The following is a 16,391-nucleotide window of genomic DNA, read 5'->3' as shown; positions in this document are numbered from 1 at the left end:
GAAAGCTACATTAATCTGCCGTTTTGTCTATTCGTTCCACAATCGCAAAAGCTGCGGCTACAGCGGGTTGATGTGAAATACTCAGATGAATAAGATACTCCTGTTCCCCGGTGAGATCAAGACGCTGCCAAGCATCTGCAGTTAATGAAACAACAGGTTTCCCCTTCTCATCAGGCAAAATTTCGAGATCTTGAAAACCAATCGTTTTTCCGATTCCGCAGCCAAATGCTTTTGTTATCGCTTCTTTAGCAGCAAATCGTCCCGAGACATAAGCCAGCTCATTTTTATTTCGTGTAAAAAGAAGATCCTGCTCTTTTTTCGTCAGAAGCCTGTTAATAAACGATATTCTCCGATCACTTTCTAAAATACGCCGAATTCGCTCTGTTTCCAGTACATCATTGCCGATGCCATAAATCATCTGAGATCACCACCCTTCTATATGAAGTCCCATCTATTGTAACAGTCTGACTCACTAGAATCTATGTTCTAGAGATGACAAAAACCCCCGTTTTCGGCATAAGCCAGAAATAACGGGGGCAACATATACGTAAGACTTCCCTATCGTAATTATAGTAATGTGTTAAATGCCTGGAATCGCATTACGTTTGTGGCCGGTACGCTGATAAGCTGCTTCGAGCTTCTCTTTTGCTTCCGCAGGAATTTCTTTTCCTTCCAGATAATCGCTGTTATCTTCATAGGAAATTCCCAGTTCATCCTCATCGGTTTGGCCTTCCCATAGTCCTGCTGTAGGTGCCTTATTAATAATCTCATCAGGTACACCAATATGAGCAGCAACCTGGCGAATTTGACGTTTATTCAGACTAGATAGCGGAGTGATGTCAACTGCACCATCTCCCCATTTTGTATAGAATCCAGTAATCGCTTCTGACGCATGGTCTGTACCCACAACGAGCAGATTCATTTCGAAAGATAATGCATATTGCATAACCATTCGTGTTCTCGCTTTTACATTTCCTTTGCCCTGCGGTGACATATGACGAGACATCCCCATCTTTTTAAAACCATGCTCCACTTCAAGTGCGATTTCATTCACAGCTTCTTCAATATTCGTCTCCACTGTATATTTAAGGTCAAATGCTTTCGCCGTAGCATAACTATGTTCAATATCCGCCTGTTCGCCGTATGGTTGGAATACGCCAAGGGTTTTGTATTCTTCCCCTGTTTCCTTCGTGAGTTCATCGGTTGCTAGTTTACATAGTCCTGCTGCCACTGCACTATCAAGTCCACCGCTAATCGCAATGAGAAGTCCCTTCGTATGTGATTGTTTTACATAGTCCTTTAGAAAATCCACACGTTTACGAACTTCTTCTTCCGGGTTAATGCTTTTCTTTACTTTTAATTCAGCAATGATTTGTTCTTGTAAACTCATCATCCACACCTCGGTTTCTCCATGATATTTAAAGGCAATAAGAAAAGAAAAAGCCAAAACGCCCCAAGAGCGTTCGGGTTTTAACCGAAAACCTAGGGGCGTTATGTAACTAACTATTTGCAGTAACGATTAAAAGCGTCTGTCAGATCATCTGCAATCTCTTCTGCAGAACGATTTTCTACCTGATGACGTTCGATAAAGTGTACAAGTTCCCCGTCCTTGAGCAGGGCTATAGAAGGAGATGATGGTGGATACGGAGCAAAGTACTCACGCGCTTTTGCTGTTGCTTCCTTATCTTGGCCTGCAAATACGGTGAATAAATGATCCGGTTTCACCTCATTTTCCAGTGCTTTACCAACTCCAGGACGTGCTTGACCTGCTGCGCATCCGCATACAGAATTGACAACGACCAGTGTTGTTCCTTTTGCTTCTGGCAAATTCGCTTCTACTTCTTCCGCAGTGCGAAGTTCCTTTATACCAAGGTTTGTAAGTTCATCCCTCATTGGCTGAACCATATCTCTCATGTATTGATCAAAAGACATAGACATGTTCTATTCACTCCTTATGAATATCTGTATATTAGATTAATCACTTTTAAAAATCGATGCTAACCTTATTATACATTCATAAGTTGTGAACGCAAGGGAGGATGAAAGCTCATCAAACCTTGGATCCTCTTCATAGATACACAAGGATTTGAATACTTTGCAACCTAGGTTGCAGGGAAATTGTCACCTTGCAGCTTCTTGTCCGTTACTTGACCTTTAGAATGGCTCTTTTTGTTGGATTCCTTTTGCAGCTGTTGTTGTTTAGAATCATTTTTTGACACAGGGAATCCCTCCTCTCTTCGTCACAAAGTTATCTATTATGCTTAAGCCACACACCTTAAAGCATGATGGCAAACTTATTATGACTCTGAATCAGGTTTTTTATCCCCTCTTAACTTATGCCCCTAAGTTCTTATGTATTGATACACGAATCTGCCCTTAATTAAACAGGTCGCCATCTTATTACTTTTTAAAAATCACATGAAAAGTAGTGCCTCCCCCTTCTTCTGATTCAATTCTGATGATTGCATTATGTCTTTCGGCGATGCCTCGGCATAACGATAAACCAAGTCCCGTTCCTTCTGATTTCGTTGTAAAAAATGGCTCGAAGAGTTTACTTTGCGTTTCAAGAGGAATTCCCTCACCACTGTCACTTACACTGAGTCTTACATCTCCCTCATCCAAAGCCGTACTAATAATCAGCGTTCCTTTATTCCCCATTGCTTCCATTCCGTTACGTGCCAAGTTCAGTATCAGCTGTTTAATTTCCTTTGGGTCAACATATCTGCTTGGAATATTGTCATCTAATATAACTTCTATGGATTGACCTCTCATGTTTGCATCTGCGAGCAGTAAAGGAGTCAGCTCCTTAATGATATGATGAAGATGAACTTCTTCTTTTTCAGAAGCATGATTCTGAGCCAGAGAAAGAAAGTCATTAATAATACTGTTTGCACGATCTAATTCATCCATCACAATATGGTAATAATGATCAAGAGACTGGGGGCTCTTCTCCCTAAGCAGCTGAAGAAATCCTCTGACTACAGCCATCGGATTACGCACCTCATGTGTAATACTGGCTGCCATTTGACCGACAACACCCAGCCTCTCTACATGGGCAAGCTCATTTCGAAGTGTCTCAAGTTCCGTTATATCCTGAAGAACCATTGATGATCCGATCATTCTTCCGCTAATCGGACTTTTAACGGGAGATATGGTAGTGAAATAGGTACTAGTTCCTACTCTCAGGTACTCTGAGGTGATCTCACCAGTTTGGCTTGCATTTCGAATTCGTTCAGTTACACGCAGTCCATGTTCAATACCAATGATGGCTTCAATTCGTTTTCCAATCATTTCTTCAGGGGAATTTGGCATAAATTCCTTGGTCTTCATCTGAGTAAGCATCCGTGTATTGGCATTAACAATATTCCCTTCCATGTCAAATGCAACGACCGACACAGGTACGGTATTTAATAAATGTTCATTCATATCTAATTGATGACGATATTCTTTCCAGCGGATTTCAAGTTCAGCAGCAAAGCTGTGATATACCAAAATTTTTTCCATTAGATGAATTGCAGCTAGAAGAACAAACAGTGAGGAAAAGATGTATAGCGATGAATAAAGCGCATATTCAATCTGTTCTGTCCACTCAAAATTATATTTCCACAGAACAATTCCATAACAAGGAATCGTGTAAGAAAACCAAATCACTGAAAATATTTTCTTTTTACTAGATAGACTTGCTTTTTTAAAATATTTTACGAACAATAACATGATAGGATAAAGTAATGCACCTGATCCCAAAAAGATAGCGGGTTCTGTCCAATAGTCGGAGATAAAAAAGAAGGCTGCCATTGAGATCATCGAGATTAAAATCCCAATTGGGTAGGATCCGTACAAGATGGATAAAGTGACGGGAATCAGACTTAAATTCAGATATATCTTTTCTAATAAGACAGATGAAAAAAGAAAACATAAGCAAAGCGTAATAAAACAAGAGAGCAGTAAGCTACGCTGGATCTGCACAGACGATGATGCTTTTTTCATCTCCTGAAATTCGGTCCCGAGTCGCCCTAAAAACAGGAAAAATAAAAGCGGAGTTATACCAGCAAGCAGGACTTGCAACAAAATACCTTTGACCGCAAACATGGGCTGTTATTCCTCCTTCGCGCAACGTTACCGAGGCACATCCTTGTGTAACCTGATTAAAACATAGCAGGCATTATTTTACAATATTTTCTGTGTGTAGATACGCAAAAATACCGATATTCATCAAGTTCTTTTGTCTTTATTCCATATAAAAACAAATTACGACATCGTTTCGACTTCATCTCATGGTTCTGATACGATAGATAAGAGACCCACCCTGAGACCTGCCCAGGGTTTTGAAGTTCGTAATAAGGTATAGAAAGAGGTTAATTCATACAATGAATGTAAATGTAATTGTAATTGGCGGAGGACCATCCGGTCTTATGGCTTCTGTTGCAGCAGCGGAACATGGAGCTTCCGTTCTTCTTATAGATAAAGGTAATAAACTTGGACGGAAACTTGGAATTTCTGGAGGCGGCCGTTGTAATGTAACTAATGCCAAAGAACCAGACGAGCTGATCCGCCATATACCAGGAAACGGAAAGTTTTTGTACAGTGCTTTTCAACATATGGATAACAGAGGAATTATGCGGTTCTTTGAGGATCTTGGCATCGCTTTGAAAGAAGAAGACAATGGAAGAATGTTCCCGGTATCCGACCGGGCCAAGACAGTAGTCGATGCACTCATTGGAAAAGCAACAGCTCTCGGGGTAAAGATTTATACGGACTCACCCGTGTCCGAAATTGTGTATGAGGATCAGAAGGTTGCCGGGGTGAAGCTTGCATCAGGTAAGATGATTCGTTCGGAAGCAGTTATTGTCGCGACAGGAGGAAAATCAGTACCTCAAACCGGTTCTACAGGGGATGGATACCCATGGGCTGAAGCGGCGGGGCATACCATAACCGAATTATACCCTACTGAGGTACCTATTGTTTCAGGCGAGCGTTTCATTCAGTCTAAAGAACTGCAGGGACTGTCTTTATCGGGCGTTGCCCTCTCGGTTCACGATGCAAAAGATAAAGTCGTCATTCGTCATGAAGGAGATATGATTTTTACTCATTTCGGTTTATCTGGACCTATAGCTCTAAGGTGCAGTCAGTTTATTCGTAAAGTACAGAAGAAAACAGGTTCACATCAGGTAACGATGAAGCTTGATCTGTATCCCTCGAAATCTCTTGGAGAAATGACACAGGAACTGAAATATAAACTTGAACAGGAGCCGAAAAAAGCGATCAAAAACTCGCTGAAAGGAATTGTTCCTGAGCGGCTTATCCCTGTAATCCTGACAAAAGCCGAGATTGAAGAAGATACGACATATCACCACCTTCCTAAAGGTGCAATGGAAACCCTTGCGAATCTAATAAAAGGTTTTCCTATTGTCGTAACTGGAACTCGTTCTCTTGCTGAAGCATTTGTGACAGGAGGCGGAGTAAACTTAAAAGAGATATACCCAAAAACAATGGAATCCAAGCTCATGCAAGGACTTTATTTTTGCGGAGAAATTCTTGATATTCACGGCTATACCGGAGGATATAATATCACGGCTGCCTTCTCCACCGGATACACCGCAGGTAAACACGCCGCAGAACAAACTGCTGGAGCTTAAGCAGATCTTAAAGATCTATTAGAGCTATGCACATACAAAAAAGAAGCAATCATTGCGGAATGATCGCTTCTTTTTTGTATTGTTACGCTTTTACACTACCCGAAAAGCCGCCGTATGCTGCCCCAAAATCATCATAGTCCGTACTATAATTACGCTCTTCCTCCAGGAAGTTATTTCCGAAAGGATTGTCGCTCCGTCCAGATAAATAAGCTTCATCTAAATCTTCATTGACCGTGTGGGCCGGAATGGACAGGTATGCAAATTCGGTATCATCTTTAGCATCGAAGCTAGGAGTAATCCTCTCTCGATTCCCATTCTCATCCTGTATCTTTCCTTCAAAAACTTCGATGATTTCAAGAGCTGTCGTAATGTCCTGTTGCTCTATTTTTACATCCATAAGACCTGACCCGAGCATTTCTGGTTTATATCCTAGCTCTAGTAACGTTTCAAACGCTCCGCGAGCTTTTGTCTGATCAGGAAACTGAGTCAGGATTGCAGGTTCCTCCACGTCGCTCATCCTCTCTTCATCATATCTAGAATTCAAGAATGCCTGTCACGCTGTTTCTTAGTATGCCGCTGTTAGCTTCTATTTATGAAAGAGGAAGAAAAAAATAATATCACATCGATTATGGAGTTAACGACTGGTCTTCGTCAGTCACAGGTTCAGGCGCTGCATTTCGCAGACCAGCAGTCACAAGAAAAGCAACAACGGAGATGATCATCATAATAACAAAAAGTGAATGTAAACTGAGTTCAAGTACATTTTGCAGCATCATCTTGAGATGATCTGGCATAGTAGCCGTGCCATGCGGAGCAAGGATTTGATTAATATCTGCTTGTGTGATGCCTTGCTGCGTCAAATGATATTCATCAGAAAGAGCGGCAATTCGCATATTTAACCAAGTACCAAACGCAGCAGCTCCGATGGTTTGTCCTAGTGTCCGTGTAAAAGTATTCAGCGCTGTAGAAGCCCCTCTTTGACGATGACCTACAGAAGACTGGGCAATAATCGTAAACACGGTAAAAGAGAATCCAAAACCAATACCATAGATAAAAGTATATACATACATCACCCATTCTGGTGTGCTGGCCGCTACAAATAGTAAACCAACCGAACCGATGACAATAGCCGTAAGCCCAATCAATGTGGTTTTACGTGAGCCGAGCCGCACAAGAAGCCTGCCTGCAATAATTCCTCCGATTAACCATCCAATTGACATGGGCGCGAGCATTAAACCGGAAGAAGTAGCGTTTCCTCCACGTACTCCTTGTACCCACAGGGGAAGGTAACTCGAAAGACCAATAAGCAGAGCGCTGATGAGCATGCCAGAAATATTAGATAAGGTAATATCCCGAATACGGAATAGATTCAGCGGAACAAGCGGTTCCTCTGCTTTACTTTCGATATAAACAAATAAGATCAGAACACTGATTGCACCAATAAGTAGAAAAATAATAAACGGTGAGGTCCATGGGTAAGACTGACCGCCGAGTGTGAGTACAATTAATAACGAAGTAATCCCAATAATAAAAGTAAAAGCACCAGCAAAGTCGATTTTCGTATTTCGTTTAACTACTTCTTCTTTAAAGTACCTGGCAACAAACCACATCGCTAGAAGACCAAAGGGAATATTAAATCCAAAGATCCACTGCCAACCCAGGTAATCAACAAAATAACCGCCGATCAGGGGACCAACTAACGAAGAAATTCCCCATACCGAACTGATCAATCCTTGCACCTTGCCGCGTTCTTCAATACTGTAAATGTCGCCGATAATAGTGAACGTCACAGGAACTACTGCCCCGGCTCCAATCCCCTGAATGGCACGAAATGCAATCATACTTTCCATATTTACAGAAAAGCAGCATAGTATACTGCCTAATAAAAACAAGGCTACACCGATGAGAAACACGGGTTTTCTGCCGTACAGATCGCTAATTTTACCAAATATCGGGGTGCTGACCGCCATCGTCAGCAGGTAGGACGTAAAGATCCAGCTTAGCAGCGAAACATCACCAAGATCGCTCACGATCGTTGGTCCTGCAGGGCCGATCACAGTCCCTTCAATTGCAGACAAAAATGTGGCCAGCAGCACACCAATTAAGATGAGGCCGCGGCCATTTATTTGATTTGTATTCGTCATGAAAATTAATACCTTCTTTCCTTTGTTTGCTTTCACGCAAACCTACTTCATATTACCATTCCCTTACTCCCCATGGAAGAAAGCATCTAATTTTATTCACAGGAAATGATTTGAAGTGTTTTTTTAAGTTTTATTTTTTCAAGTACTTCCATTCTTCAAACAAAAGGGAGTGCATCTGCATATCCTTATAACCTGTAGATGTATATTGCAGCTGCCGAAGAATCCCTTCACAGGTAAATGACAGGGATGAGAGCAGCTTGGCAGAAGCATCATTTCGAGGATCAACTAAAGCTTCTATGCGGTTTAACTCCATGGTAGTAAAACCGAGATCCAGCAATGCGCTTACCGCTTCTGTCATGAGTCCTTGCCGCCAGTGCGAAGAAGCCAGTTCATATCCAATCTCACCGCGAAAAGCACCTTCAAGCTGCCAATTGTTAAATCCGCAGCTGCCAATAATCTTACCACTGCTTTTTTCTATAATTGCGAAACGGAAACCCTCTTCATTCTGTGAGCACTCTTCGAGGAGTTCAATCATTTCCTCTGCATCCTCTTTGCTGTGCATGGACTCAATATTCATATATTTTGTGACGGCTGGATCAGACCATACCTGGAAAATCGCTGCGCTATCCTGCTTCCGCAGCTTTCGCAGCCACAATCGTTCTGTATGTAATTCAGGGAGGTGACCTGAGCATCTATACATGTTAATTCCTCCTATTTATCCTTTCTGCAGTAAAACAGCTTCTTGCTCTAGTCATCTAATCACAGGAAGAAAAAGAAGACAAGTGGATAATCATAGGTACGGGGATATCAGACATAAATCAAGGGGTATACTACGGTCAGTATCCATGGAAGGAGGAACGACCCACGATGTATCAAATTGCTTTCATTTTGCTTTCCTTCTTACTCTTAGTGGAAGGACTTCTTACGTATACTTTTAGAAAAATGATGCGTATGAAGGTACGGAGTGAAGATTATTTGTTCTCCATGCTTGAAAAGGCAGGTGTCTATCACCGATCAGCCTATAATGAACTGGCTAAAGAAGATGTATGGATTAAAAGCCAAGATGGTCTTAAGCTCCATGGCGTCATCGTCGAACCCAACCCTTCTTCCCATCGCTGGATTATTATAGTACACGGTTACACCGCATCTCACTCCATATCAACGCAGTACATTACGATGTTTTCCGAGCTCGGGTTTAATTTACTGCTCGTTGATCAGCGGAGACATGGAAAAAGTGAAGGCATTTATACAACGTTTGGATACAAAGAGAAGTATGATGTAGCAGCTTGGGTGGATCTTTTACGCGAACGCGTTGGTCAAGACTGCCTTATCGGTCTGCACGGGCAATCTTTAGGCGGTGGCACGGTTCTCGAGTATTTGTCCATTGCAGACCCTTGCGTGAAATTTGTAATTGCCGATTGTCCTTACTCTGATTTGACTGAACTTATGAAATACCAGATTAGACGAGTCAAACTTCAAGTTTTTCCCTGGTTTTATACGATCATGCATCGACGTGTACTAAAAAGAGCCGGATTTCGAATAGAACAGGTATCGCCGCTGCGCGCGGTAGAAGAAAGCGAGCTCCCTGTCATGTTTGTTCACGGCATAGAGGATCGATTTGTTCCTACCTATATGAGCGAGGATTTATTCTCCCGTAAAATTGGATTCAAACGTTTATTATTAGTGGAAAAAGCAGAGCATGCGAATGCTTATATGACTAATCCGTCCTTATACCGTATGGAAGTTATGGATTTTGTTAATGAGATTTTGTACAAAGAAGAAAATTTCGTATGTAAAGAAGCAACCCATGAAATTCATCCCGCTTTTTCTTCCGAATCAGCCAAGGGAGTAGATCCTCTTACCCCACTGGAAGCTTAGTAAGTCCTTTGTATCGTCCTATTTAATTCATGTGTCAGAAAAAAGAAAAAGCGCGTGAGCCCCTTTTGTCTATAGAGGTGCACGTGCTTTTTCTTTTTCGTATCATATGATGGATGGGAACGAATTAGACAGTTTCTGTTTCTACAACCTCTGCCGCGACCGATCCAAGCAGGGTACGAACTTCTTTAAATTCTGCAATTCCTGCTCCTGTGATACTAAATTTATCATCGTGAGAAGTCAGAAAATTTTCTTGGGTAAGTCTCTCCAGCTCTTGTTTCACTTCACGCTCACCTACTCTGTAACCTTGTGTTTCAAGTGTGGTGAGTACGCCAGTTACCGTTAAATCTTCACTTTGAGCCATGTGAAGCATGTGAATTCGGATAAATAAATTTTGTGTATCTGCTAACATATCATAACTCCTCTCTCTGATTAAAATAGCTTGCCATCATAGAATGATATTCCATTGTACTCGTTAGAAAACTTCCTTCGTTTACTTCATCATTACCCTTGCTTACGTGAGATCAATCACATACAATTAATTAGATATATTAATGATTTTTTGCTCATATCCACATGTGAAACATAATACTAGCGACTATCTGGAAGGGGATTACACATGTCATTTCAAACTACTGCCTACGAAGGAACACGTGAGGAACAATACCATACCGTGCTCAGTCAATTAAAAGGCCTAATCTATGATGAACCAAATGCAATAGCCAATATGGCAAACGCTTCTGCTTTGCTTAATGTATTCTTAACCGATATCAACTGGGTTGGATTTTATATTTATGACGGTAAGGAACTCGTCTTGGGACCTTTCCAAGGTCTTCCCGCTTGTATTCGAATTGGTATAGGAAGAGGCGTATGCGGAACTTCCGCTGAGCAGCGCCGCACGATACGTGTGGAGAACGTGAATGAATTCCCTGGACATATTGCTTGTGACGAAGCAACCAAAAGTGAAATTGTCGTTCCTATTTTGAAAAATGGAGAATTGTTCGGTGTACTGGATATAGACAGCCCTCATTTATCCCGTTTTGACCAAGCGGATCAGGAATTTTTGGAGCAATTCGTGGAAATTTTATCAGCACAGCTATAATATAAATAAAGCGTTAAAAAACAGGCACCCCGAGACTTTTCTCAAAGTGCCTGTTTTTTTATAGGATTACACTCACTTCAGTTCCCGATCCGCCAGCACGAGCATACTGTCACGCATATACTCTGCCATACCCGGATGGTAACGATTATATATCTCCCTATACTGTATCTTGTCCACGTAAAGATCTGCCAGGCCTTTATATATCGTTGCTGTCGGCGTATAAAATTGCTTAACCCAATCTAAGTGAATTCGTACCGTTCTTTGTACTTCCTCACTTGCAGGAGTGAGTCCCCTCTCCATCGCTTGTTGAAGCTGTTCATTAATCATATCCAGTGTCTCTTGGGATGATACATATTCCTCCTGCACCCGAGTAGTAGAGTTACTTAACTCCATTTCGATTTCGCTTGGGGAGAGGCTTGGTCCCTTCTTTTCGCTTCGTTCCTCCTCGCTGAAACCTTTAAATAAATGATCTGGTTCGATCTCTTTATGAAGTTCTAGCGACTCAATCGTTTCATCTACGGACTGAATTAACGTATGAATTCGAGAAGATTCTCTGAGTAAATGCAGCCGATGATCATGCAGTCTGCCCAGCAGTTCCTTCGGTTCCGATTGCATTCGTTCTTTAATTTGATTGACTGATAAAGACCGTTCCCGGTATAACATAATCTGCTGAAGTGCAAGCAAGCTATCATATCCATACTTTGGTGCATGATCTACGTCGCCGTGGGATTCAAGCAAACCTTCTTTCTCATAGGAAGTTAACGTCTCTTGATCCACTCCTGTAAAAGAGGAAAGATCATCTAATGTATACTGCAACGCTCACACCCCCTTCCTGTTGTTTTTTAATTTGTAATGATTGCTTACTGTCGGTCATGTTCTATAGGATTAAGGACATTTGAACGTCTGAGCTTCTCATTTTACTATATATGGTTAGTTACCCATTCTCTTCAGAATGAACCTAGTTATAAGAAAAAAGAACATGAAACAGCGTTCTAATTTCGATTAATAACAACAAGTTTAAGTTCCGTCATTGCATCCAGTGCATATTTGATACCTTCTCTGCCAAACCCACTTTGTTTCACACCCCCGTAAGGCATATGGTCTACACGAAAAGTAGGAATATCATTAATCATCACGCCGCCCACTTCGAGTGTATCTGCTGCTTTCATCGCATCATTGATGTTTTGTGTGAAGATACCTGCTTGAAGTCCATACATGGAATCGTTCACCAGCTGGATTGCTTCTGTGACCGAGTTCACGCTATGAACTACCATGACCGGTCCAAATACCTCCTGACAGGAGACTTTTGCAGAAAGTGGAACATGGGTTAGGATTGTAGGTTTAAGCACTCGGCCTTCCACCTCTCCGCCAATCACTACTTTCGCCCCCTCTGCCTTCGCTTCCTGAATCCAGTCCCTTACTCGCTGTGTATCCTCCTCTGTAATGAGCGCTGATACATCCGTATTTGGGTCGGAAGGATCGCCTGTACGCAGCTTAGAAACTTTCTCAGCTAAAAGCTTGGTGAAGGGTTCGGCAATCTCTTCATGAACATAAACTCGCTGCACGGAGATACATACCTGGCCTTGGTAGGAATAAGCGCCGGCTGTCACCCGCTCTGCAATGGCTTCTAAATCTCCTGGTTCTTTATCGATAATGACCGCAGCATTCGAGCCAAGTTCAAGTGTCATCCCTTTTAAGCCTGCTTTCTCTCGAATTCCCATTCCGACTTTTGGACTCCCTGTGAATGTGATATGCTTCACACGCGGGTCAGTAACCAGCTTATCCCCGATCATTTTCCCATTCCCGCTAATCACCTGAAGTGCACCTTTGGGCAAGCCTGCTTTTTCAAATAGCTCAGCGATGAGATAAGCAGATAAAGGCGTCTGTCCTGCAGGTTTTAACACGATCGTATTCCCAGCTGCGATGGCAGGTCCAAGCTTATGTGCAACCAGATTCATCGGAAAATTAAATGGCGTGATCGCTCCGACCCCACCGACAGGTTCTTTTACCGTGTACGCAATCCTTCCCTCTCCGCCAGTTGCGGCATCCATAGGAATCGTCTCGCTCTGAATTCGTTTTGCTTCCTCTGCTGCAAAACGATACGTTTCAATCGTCCGATCCACCTCAGCCTTTGCTGCCTTGAGAGGTTTTGCAGCCTCTTTAGCGATCTGCTCAGCAGCTTCTTCTTTCCGCTCTTCTAAAAGCTCTGCAACTTTTGCAAGGATGCAAGAACGTTCGTGTGCAGGCATCTTGCGCATCACTTTAAAGGCTTCCGCTGCACCTTCAACAGCATCTTCTACCTCTTGTTCTGATGCAATAGCAACTTGTGCGATGGTTTCTTCACTGTAAGGAGAAAGCAGTGTCGTATAGGATTTTGCTTCTCTCCATTGTCCGTTAATATATAAATGCTGTAGTAACATCTTAGAACCTCCATTCAAATTAGTAGTTAAAATGATCTATGAAAAAAAGAACTGATCTAATTGTTATCCTCTTATAAAGTAATATCCCGCTGACAGTAATTAAAACAATAATTACTAACATTTTTCGCCTATGTATATAGGTTTAGAAGAAGAATTGTCTCAGGAGATCTAAGTAGCAACTGGATTTTGGTGAATGGAAAAACTTAAAACAAACCGCAAAAAAGCCTCCTCCAGTAAAAAGGAAGAGGCTTCGTTTTATAGTGTTAATAGGTTGCTATTTAACTGCTGAAGCAGGTTCTTTGTATCCCAAGATACGCATAGCGTTCAGTACAGCAAGAACAGTCACACCCACATCAGAGAAGACAGCTTCCCACATGGTTGCTATGCCGAATGCACCGAGAATAAGGAAAACCGCTTTAACACCCAGTGCAAAGATAATATTTTGCCACACAATAGTTCGCGTCCGTTTCGCAATACGAATCGCCGTTGCAATCTTAGAAGGTTCATCCGTCATGATGACAATATCAGCAGCTTCAATCGCCGCATCCGATCCGAGACCTCCCATCGCAACACCTACATCAGCTTGGGCAAGAACAGGCGTATCATTAATGCCATCACCAACAAACATCACTTTATCTTTCGCACCTTTTGAAGCAGTAATCCGTTCCATCTGTTCCACCTTATGCTGTGGAAGCAGTTCTGCATGCACCTCATCTACTCCAAGTTCCTTGGCAACAGATTCGGCAACAGATCGAACGTCCCCAGTAAGCATCACTGTCTTATGAATCGAGAGGGATCGAAGATCATCCAGCGCACGGGCAGCATCTGCTTTGATTCGGTCCGAGATAACAAGGTGTCCTGCATACGTACCATCAACTGCCACATGAATAACCGTACCGTATGCTGCTGCCTCCTCGTAAGCAACTTCTTGCTGTTTCATGAGTTTCGTATTCCCTGCAAAGATGATATGTTCATCCACCCTGGCCCTGATTCCATAACCTGATAATTCCTCATAATCTGTAACCCGCTCTTCTTGAAGCACCTCTTGATATGCTTTTCGAATAGATGCCGCGATTGGATGATGGGAATGCAGTTCTGTATAAGCTGTATATTCTAATAACCGTTGTTTGGCTTCCTCTTCTGAACCAGCAGAAGCAAGAAACTGACGAGAAGGATAAATTCCGGCTACTTCAAAAACGCCTTCCGTAAGAGTTCCCGTTTTATCAAACACGACTGTCTTTACTTGACTCAAAGCTTCGAGATAATTTCCGCCTTTTACAAGTACACCTGCTTTGGATGCTGCTCCGATGCCTCCAAAAAATCCAAGTGGGATGGAAACAACAAGTGCACAAGGACAGGAGATAACAAGAAAGATCAGCGCCCGATAGAGCCAATCTGAAAATTCAGCACCACTAATCACTAGCGGCGGGATGACAGCTAACAGCAGGGCAACAATGACGACAATCGGAGTATACACCCTTGCAAATTTATTAATAAATGTCTCCGTTGGTGCTTTTTTGTTTGATGCATTTTGGACAAGATCTAGAATTTTCGATACCGTTGACTCACCGTAAGTTTTGGTTACTCTTATTTTTAAGACACCATTTAGATTAACAAATCCACTCAGCATCTCACTGCCCGGCTCTGCTTCTCTAGGAAGAGACTCTCCTGTCAGTGCAGAGGTATCAAGCATAGAGGTGCCTGATATTACGACTCCATCAAGCGGTACCCGCTCTCCGGGCTTCACAACAATAGTATTCCCTATTTCAACTTGTTCAGGTGAGATTTTATGAGTGCCTTGGTCTGTCTCCACGTTTGCATAGTCCGGCCGTATGTTCATTAATGACTGAATGGACCTACGTGAACGGTTCACAGCAAGACTCTGAAACATCTCTCCAATCTGATAAAACAACATGACAGCAACAGCTTCCGGGTATTCCCGAATGGCAAACGCGCCTAATGTAGCAATGGACATCAGGAAAAATTCATCAAACACCTGACCTCTTGCAATGTTGCGAACGGCTTGCCATAAAACATCACCGCCAATCAGCAGATAAGCAAGCACAAACAAGGAGACCTCAGCCCAGCCACCGATCGGCAACATTGCTGCGAGAACAGCAAGTATCGTCCCTGCACCAAGCCGTACAGCAACTTTACGCATCTGGGCTGAACTATGATCATGACGATGTCCTTCATGCCCGTCCGCTTCGCCGTGGCTGTGATGATGTCCGTGGTGATCATGGTCATGTTGATCTTTTCTGCCCTCTTTTTGAGGGGTTCTCTCTCCTATGACGGAAACTTTAATATGTGAATCGAGCTGTTTGATTTTACGTTTTGCTTCCGTAATGACTTCTTCTTTCGTCTCATCTTCTGCAGTAAGAATCAATTTACATGTTGCAAAGTTAACCGTTGCAGACGTGACTCCTTGCAGTTTACTAACTCCATTTTCAATCTTCATTGCACAGTTCGCACAGTCAAGACCATCCAAAAGCAGTTCATATTTTACTTGTTTGGTTTCATTACTCACGCTCTGTCATCTCCTCTGACTTCCCATGGAAATCGTTAAAAGTAATATATGAGCAACTGTTCATATGTTTATGGATTTATTATATGCATCTGTCGAAGATGAAGTCAATGATACTTGGAACAATAAATATATATTTATACACTTCCCCTTATTTTGGCTATAATAAAACAATATAAGAGGCGGTGATACACATGGAAAATCAAAAAATAATACCGATCGAAGATTGTGATGCAACATGCTCTGGTTCAGATACTTCACTAGACAACCTTAGAAACTCCTTGCTTGATAAAACAACGTCGGCACAAATGGCAGACTGGTTTAAGGCATTTAGTGATCCGACCCGCCTTCGTATTATTGATGCATTGTTACAGAGAGAATTATGCGTTCATGATCTCACAGTACTTTTGGATATGGGACAATCCGCCATCTCTCATCAGCTTCGTTCCCTGCGCAACATGCGTATCGTGAAGCGGCGTAAAGAAGGAAAAACCGTATATTATTCGCTCGACGATGGACATATTGAACAAATCTTCATTCAGACTCTTCAGCATATTAAACACGAGTAGCATCGGTTTACCTTTCTTCGAAAATAAAAAGAAGCATCCATGCAGTTAACTGAACCGAACCCTATCAAGTAGACAGTTTAAAAAAAAGGATGTGCCGCTATTTAAGCGGCAATGAGATGGC

Annotated in this window: 15 protein-coding genes; 4 read left to right on the top strand and 11 right to left on the bottom strand. The window is 42.3% G+C overall.

From position 1 onward, the window contains the following. Positions 1-10: 10 nt before the first annotated feature. The 4 genes from acpS to GQY27_RS17375 form a co-directional block, all read right to left on the bottom strand. Entirely contained in the window at positions 11-418 is a 408-nt protein-coding gene (gene acpS / locus GQY27_RS17390; RefSeq protein ID WP_160036528.1) for a holo-ACP synthase, read from the bottom strand. Positions 419-580: 162 nt separating this feature from the next. Further along, positions 581-1,390, bottom strand: coding sequence for an NAD(+) synthase (nadE, locus tag GQY27_RS17385; protein WP_160036570.1), 810 nt, complete (start codon positions 1,388-1,390; stop codon positions 581-583). 113 nt (positions 1,391-1,503) lie between these two features. Then, a complete protein-coding gene (locus GQY27_RS17380) occupies positions 1,504-1,938 on the bottom strand; it encodes a BrxA/BrxB family bacilliredoxin (RefSeq protein WP_160036527.1) in 435 nt (144 codons plus the stop codon). 462 nt (positions 1,939-2,400) lie between these two features. Continuing rightward, positions 2,401-4,089, bottom strand: coding sequence for a two-component system sensor histidine kinase NtrB (locus tag GQY27_RS17375; protein WP_160036526.1), 1,689 nt, complete (start codon positions 4,087-4,089; stop codon positions 2,401-2,403). 278 nt (positions 4,090-4,367) lie between these two features. Between GQY27_RS17375 and GQY27_RS17370 the strand changes: the two genes are divergently transcribed. After that, positions 4,368-5,636 (top strand): BaiN/RdsA family NAD(P)/FAD-dependent oxidoreductase, encoded by a 1,269-nt coding sequence (locus GQY27_RS17370; protein WP_160036525.1) that lies wholly within the window; start codon positions 4,368-4,370, stop codon positions 5,634-5,636. 82 nt (positions 5,637-5,718) lie between these two features. Here GQY27_RS17370 and GQY27_RS17365 read toward each other — a convergent pair whose 3' ends face one another. The 3 genes from GQY27_RS17365 to GQY27_RS17355 all read right to left on the bottom strand — a co-directional run bounded on the left by GQY27_RS17365 (position 5,719) and on the right by GQY27_RS17355 (position 8,480). Next, positions 5,719-6,153, bottom strand: coding sequence for a hypothetical protein (locus tag GQY27_RS17365; RefSeq protein ID WP_160036524.1), 435 nt, complete (start codon positions 6,151-6,153; stop codon positions 5,719-5,721). A gap of 109 nt (positions 6,154-6,262) precedes the next feature. Beyond that, the gene (locus GQY27_RS17360; protein ID WP_160036523.1) at positions 6,263-7,780 is read right to left on the bottom strand and encodes an MDR family MFS transporter; all 1,518 of its coding nucleotides are present in this window, start codon (positions 7,778-7,780) and stop codon (positions 6,263-6,265) included. A 130-nt stretch (positions 7,781-7,910) separates the two neighbouring features. Continuing rightward, complete coding sequence (locus tag GQY27_RS17355) at positions 7,911-8,480, bottom strand: GNAT family N-acetyltransferase (RefSeq protein WP_160036522.1); 570 nt, start codon at positions 8,478-8,480, stop codon at positions 7,911-7,913. A 167-nt stretch (positions 8,481-8,647) separates the two neighbouring features. On the opposite strand from GQY27_RS17355, the gene GQY27_RS17350 reads away from it, so the two are divergent. Then, positions 8,648-9,658, top strand: coding sequence for an alpha/beta hydrolase (locus GQY27_RS17350; RefSeq protein ID WP_160036521.1), 1,011 nt, complete (start codon positions 8,648-8,650; stop codon positions 9,656-9,658). A 124-nt stretch (positions 9,659-9,782) separates the two neighbouring features. Here the strand turns inward: GQY27_RS17350 and GQY27_RS17345 are convergent, their stop codons facing one another. Next, positions 9,783-10,067: a hypothetical protein gene (locus GQY27_RS17345; RefSeq protein WP_160036520.1), complete on the bottom strand. Its 285-nt coding sequence runs from the start codon at positions 10,065-10,067 to the stop codon at positions 9,783-9,785. Positions 10,068-10,274: 207 nt separating this feature from the next. On the opposite strand from GQY27_RS17345, the gene msrC reads away from it, so the two are divergent. Then, positions 10,275-10,757 carry a free L-methionine (R)-S-oxide reductase MsrC gene (gene msrC, locus GQY27_RS17340; protein WP_160036519.1) on the top strand — a complete coding sequence of 161 codons (483 nt, stop codon included), beginning with the start codon at positions 10,275-10,277 and terminating at the stop codon, positions 10,755-10,757. A gap of 72 nt (positions 10,758-10,829) precedes the next feature. Here msrC and GQY27_RS17335 read toward each other — a convergent pair whose 3' ends face one another. From GQY27_RS17335 to GQY27_RS17325, 3 genes are all read right to left on the bottom strand, one after another. Continuing rightward, on the bottom strand, positions 10,830-11,573 hold the full coding sequence (locus GQY27_RS17335) for a MerR family transcriptional regulator (RefSeq protein WP_160036518.1): 744 nt from the start codon (positions 11,571-11,573) through the stop codon (positions 10,830-10,832). A gap of 176 nt (positions 11,574-11,749) precedes the next feature. Continuing rightward, positions 11,750-13,177 (bottom strand): aldehyde dehydrogenase family protein, encoded by a 1,428-nt coding sequence (locus GQY27_RS17330; protein WP_160036517.1) that lies wholly within the window; start codon positions 13,175-13,177, stop codon positions 11,750-11,752. 274 nt (positions 13,178-13,451) lie between these two features. Beyond that, positions 13,452-15,704 (bottom strand): heavy metal translocating P-type ATPase, encoded by a 2,253-nt coding sequence (locus GQY27_RS17325; protein ID WP_236570648.1) that lies wholly within the window; start codon positions 15,702-15,704, stop codon positions 13,452-13,454. Positions 15,705-15,895: 191 nt separating this feature from the next. Here GQY27_RS17325 and GQY27_RS17320 point away from each other — a divergent pair, with 191 nt between their 5' ends. Beyond that, complete coding sequence (locus tag GQY27_RS17320; RefSeq protein ID WP_160036516.1) at positions 15,896-16,270, top strand: ArsR/SmtB family transcription factor; 375 nt, start codon at positions 15,896-15,898, stop codon at positions 16,268-16,270. The last annotated feature ends 121 nt before the right edge of the window (positions 16,271-16,391 follow it).

Origin of the sequence: Paenibacillus sp. An7, assembly GCF_009870785.1 — a bacterium.
Taxonomy (GTDB): Bacteria; Bacillota; Bacilli; order Paenibacillales; family Paenibacillaceae; genus Paenibacillus.
Note: the sequence above shows the minus strand (reverse complement) of the source record. Positions and strands in the feature narration are given on the sequence as shown.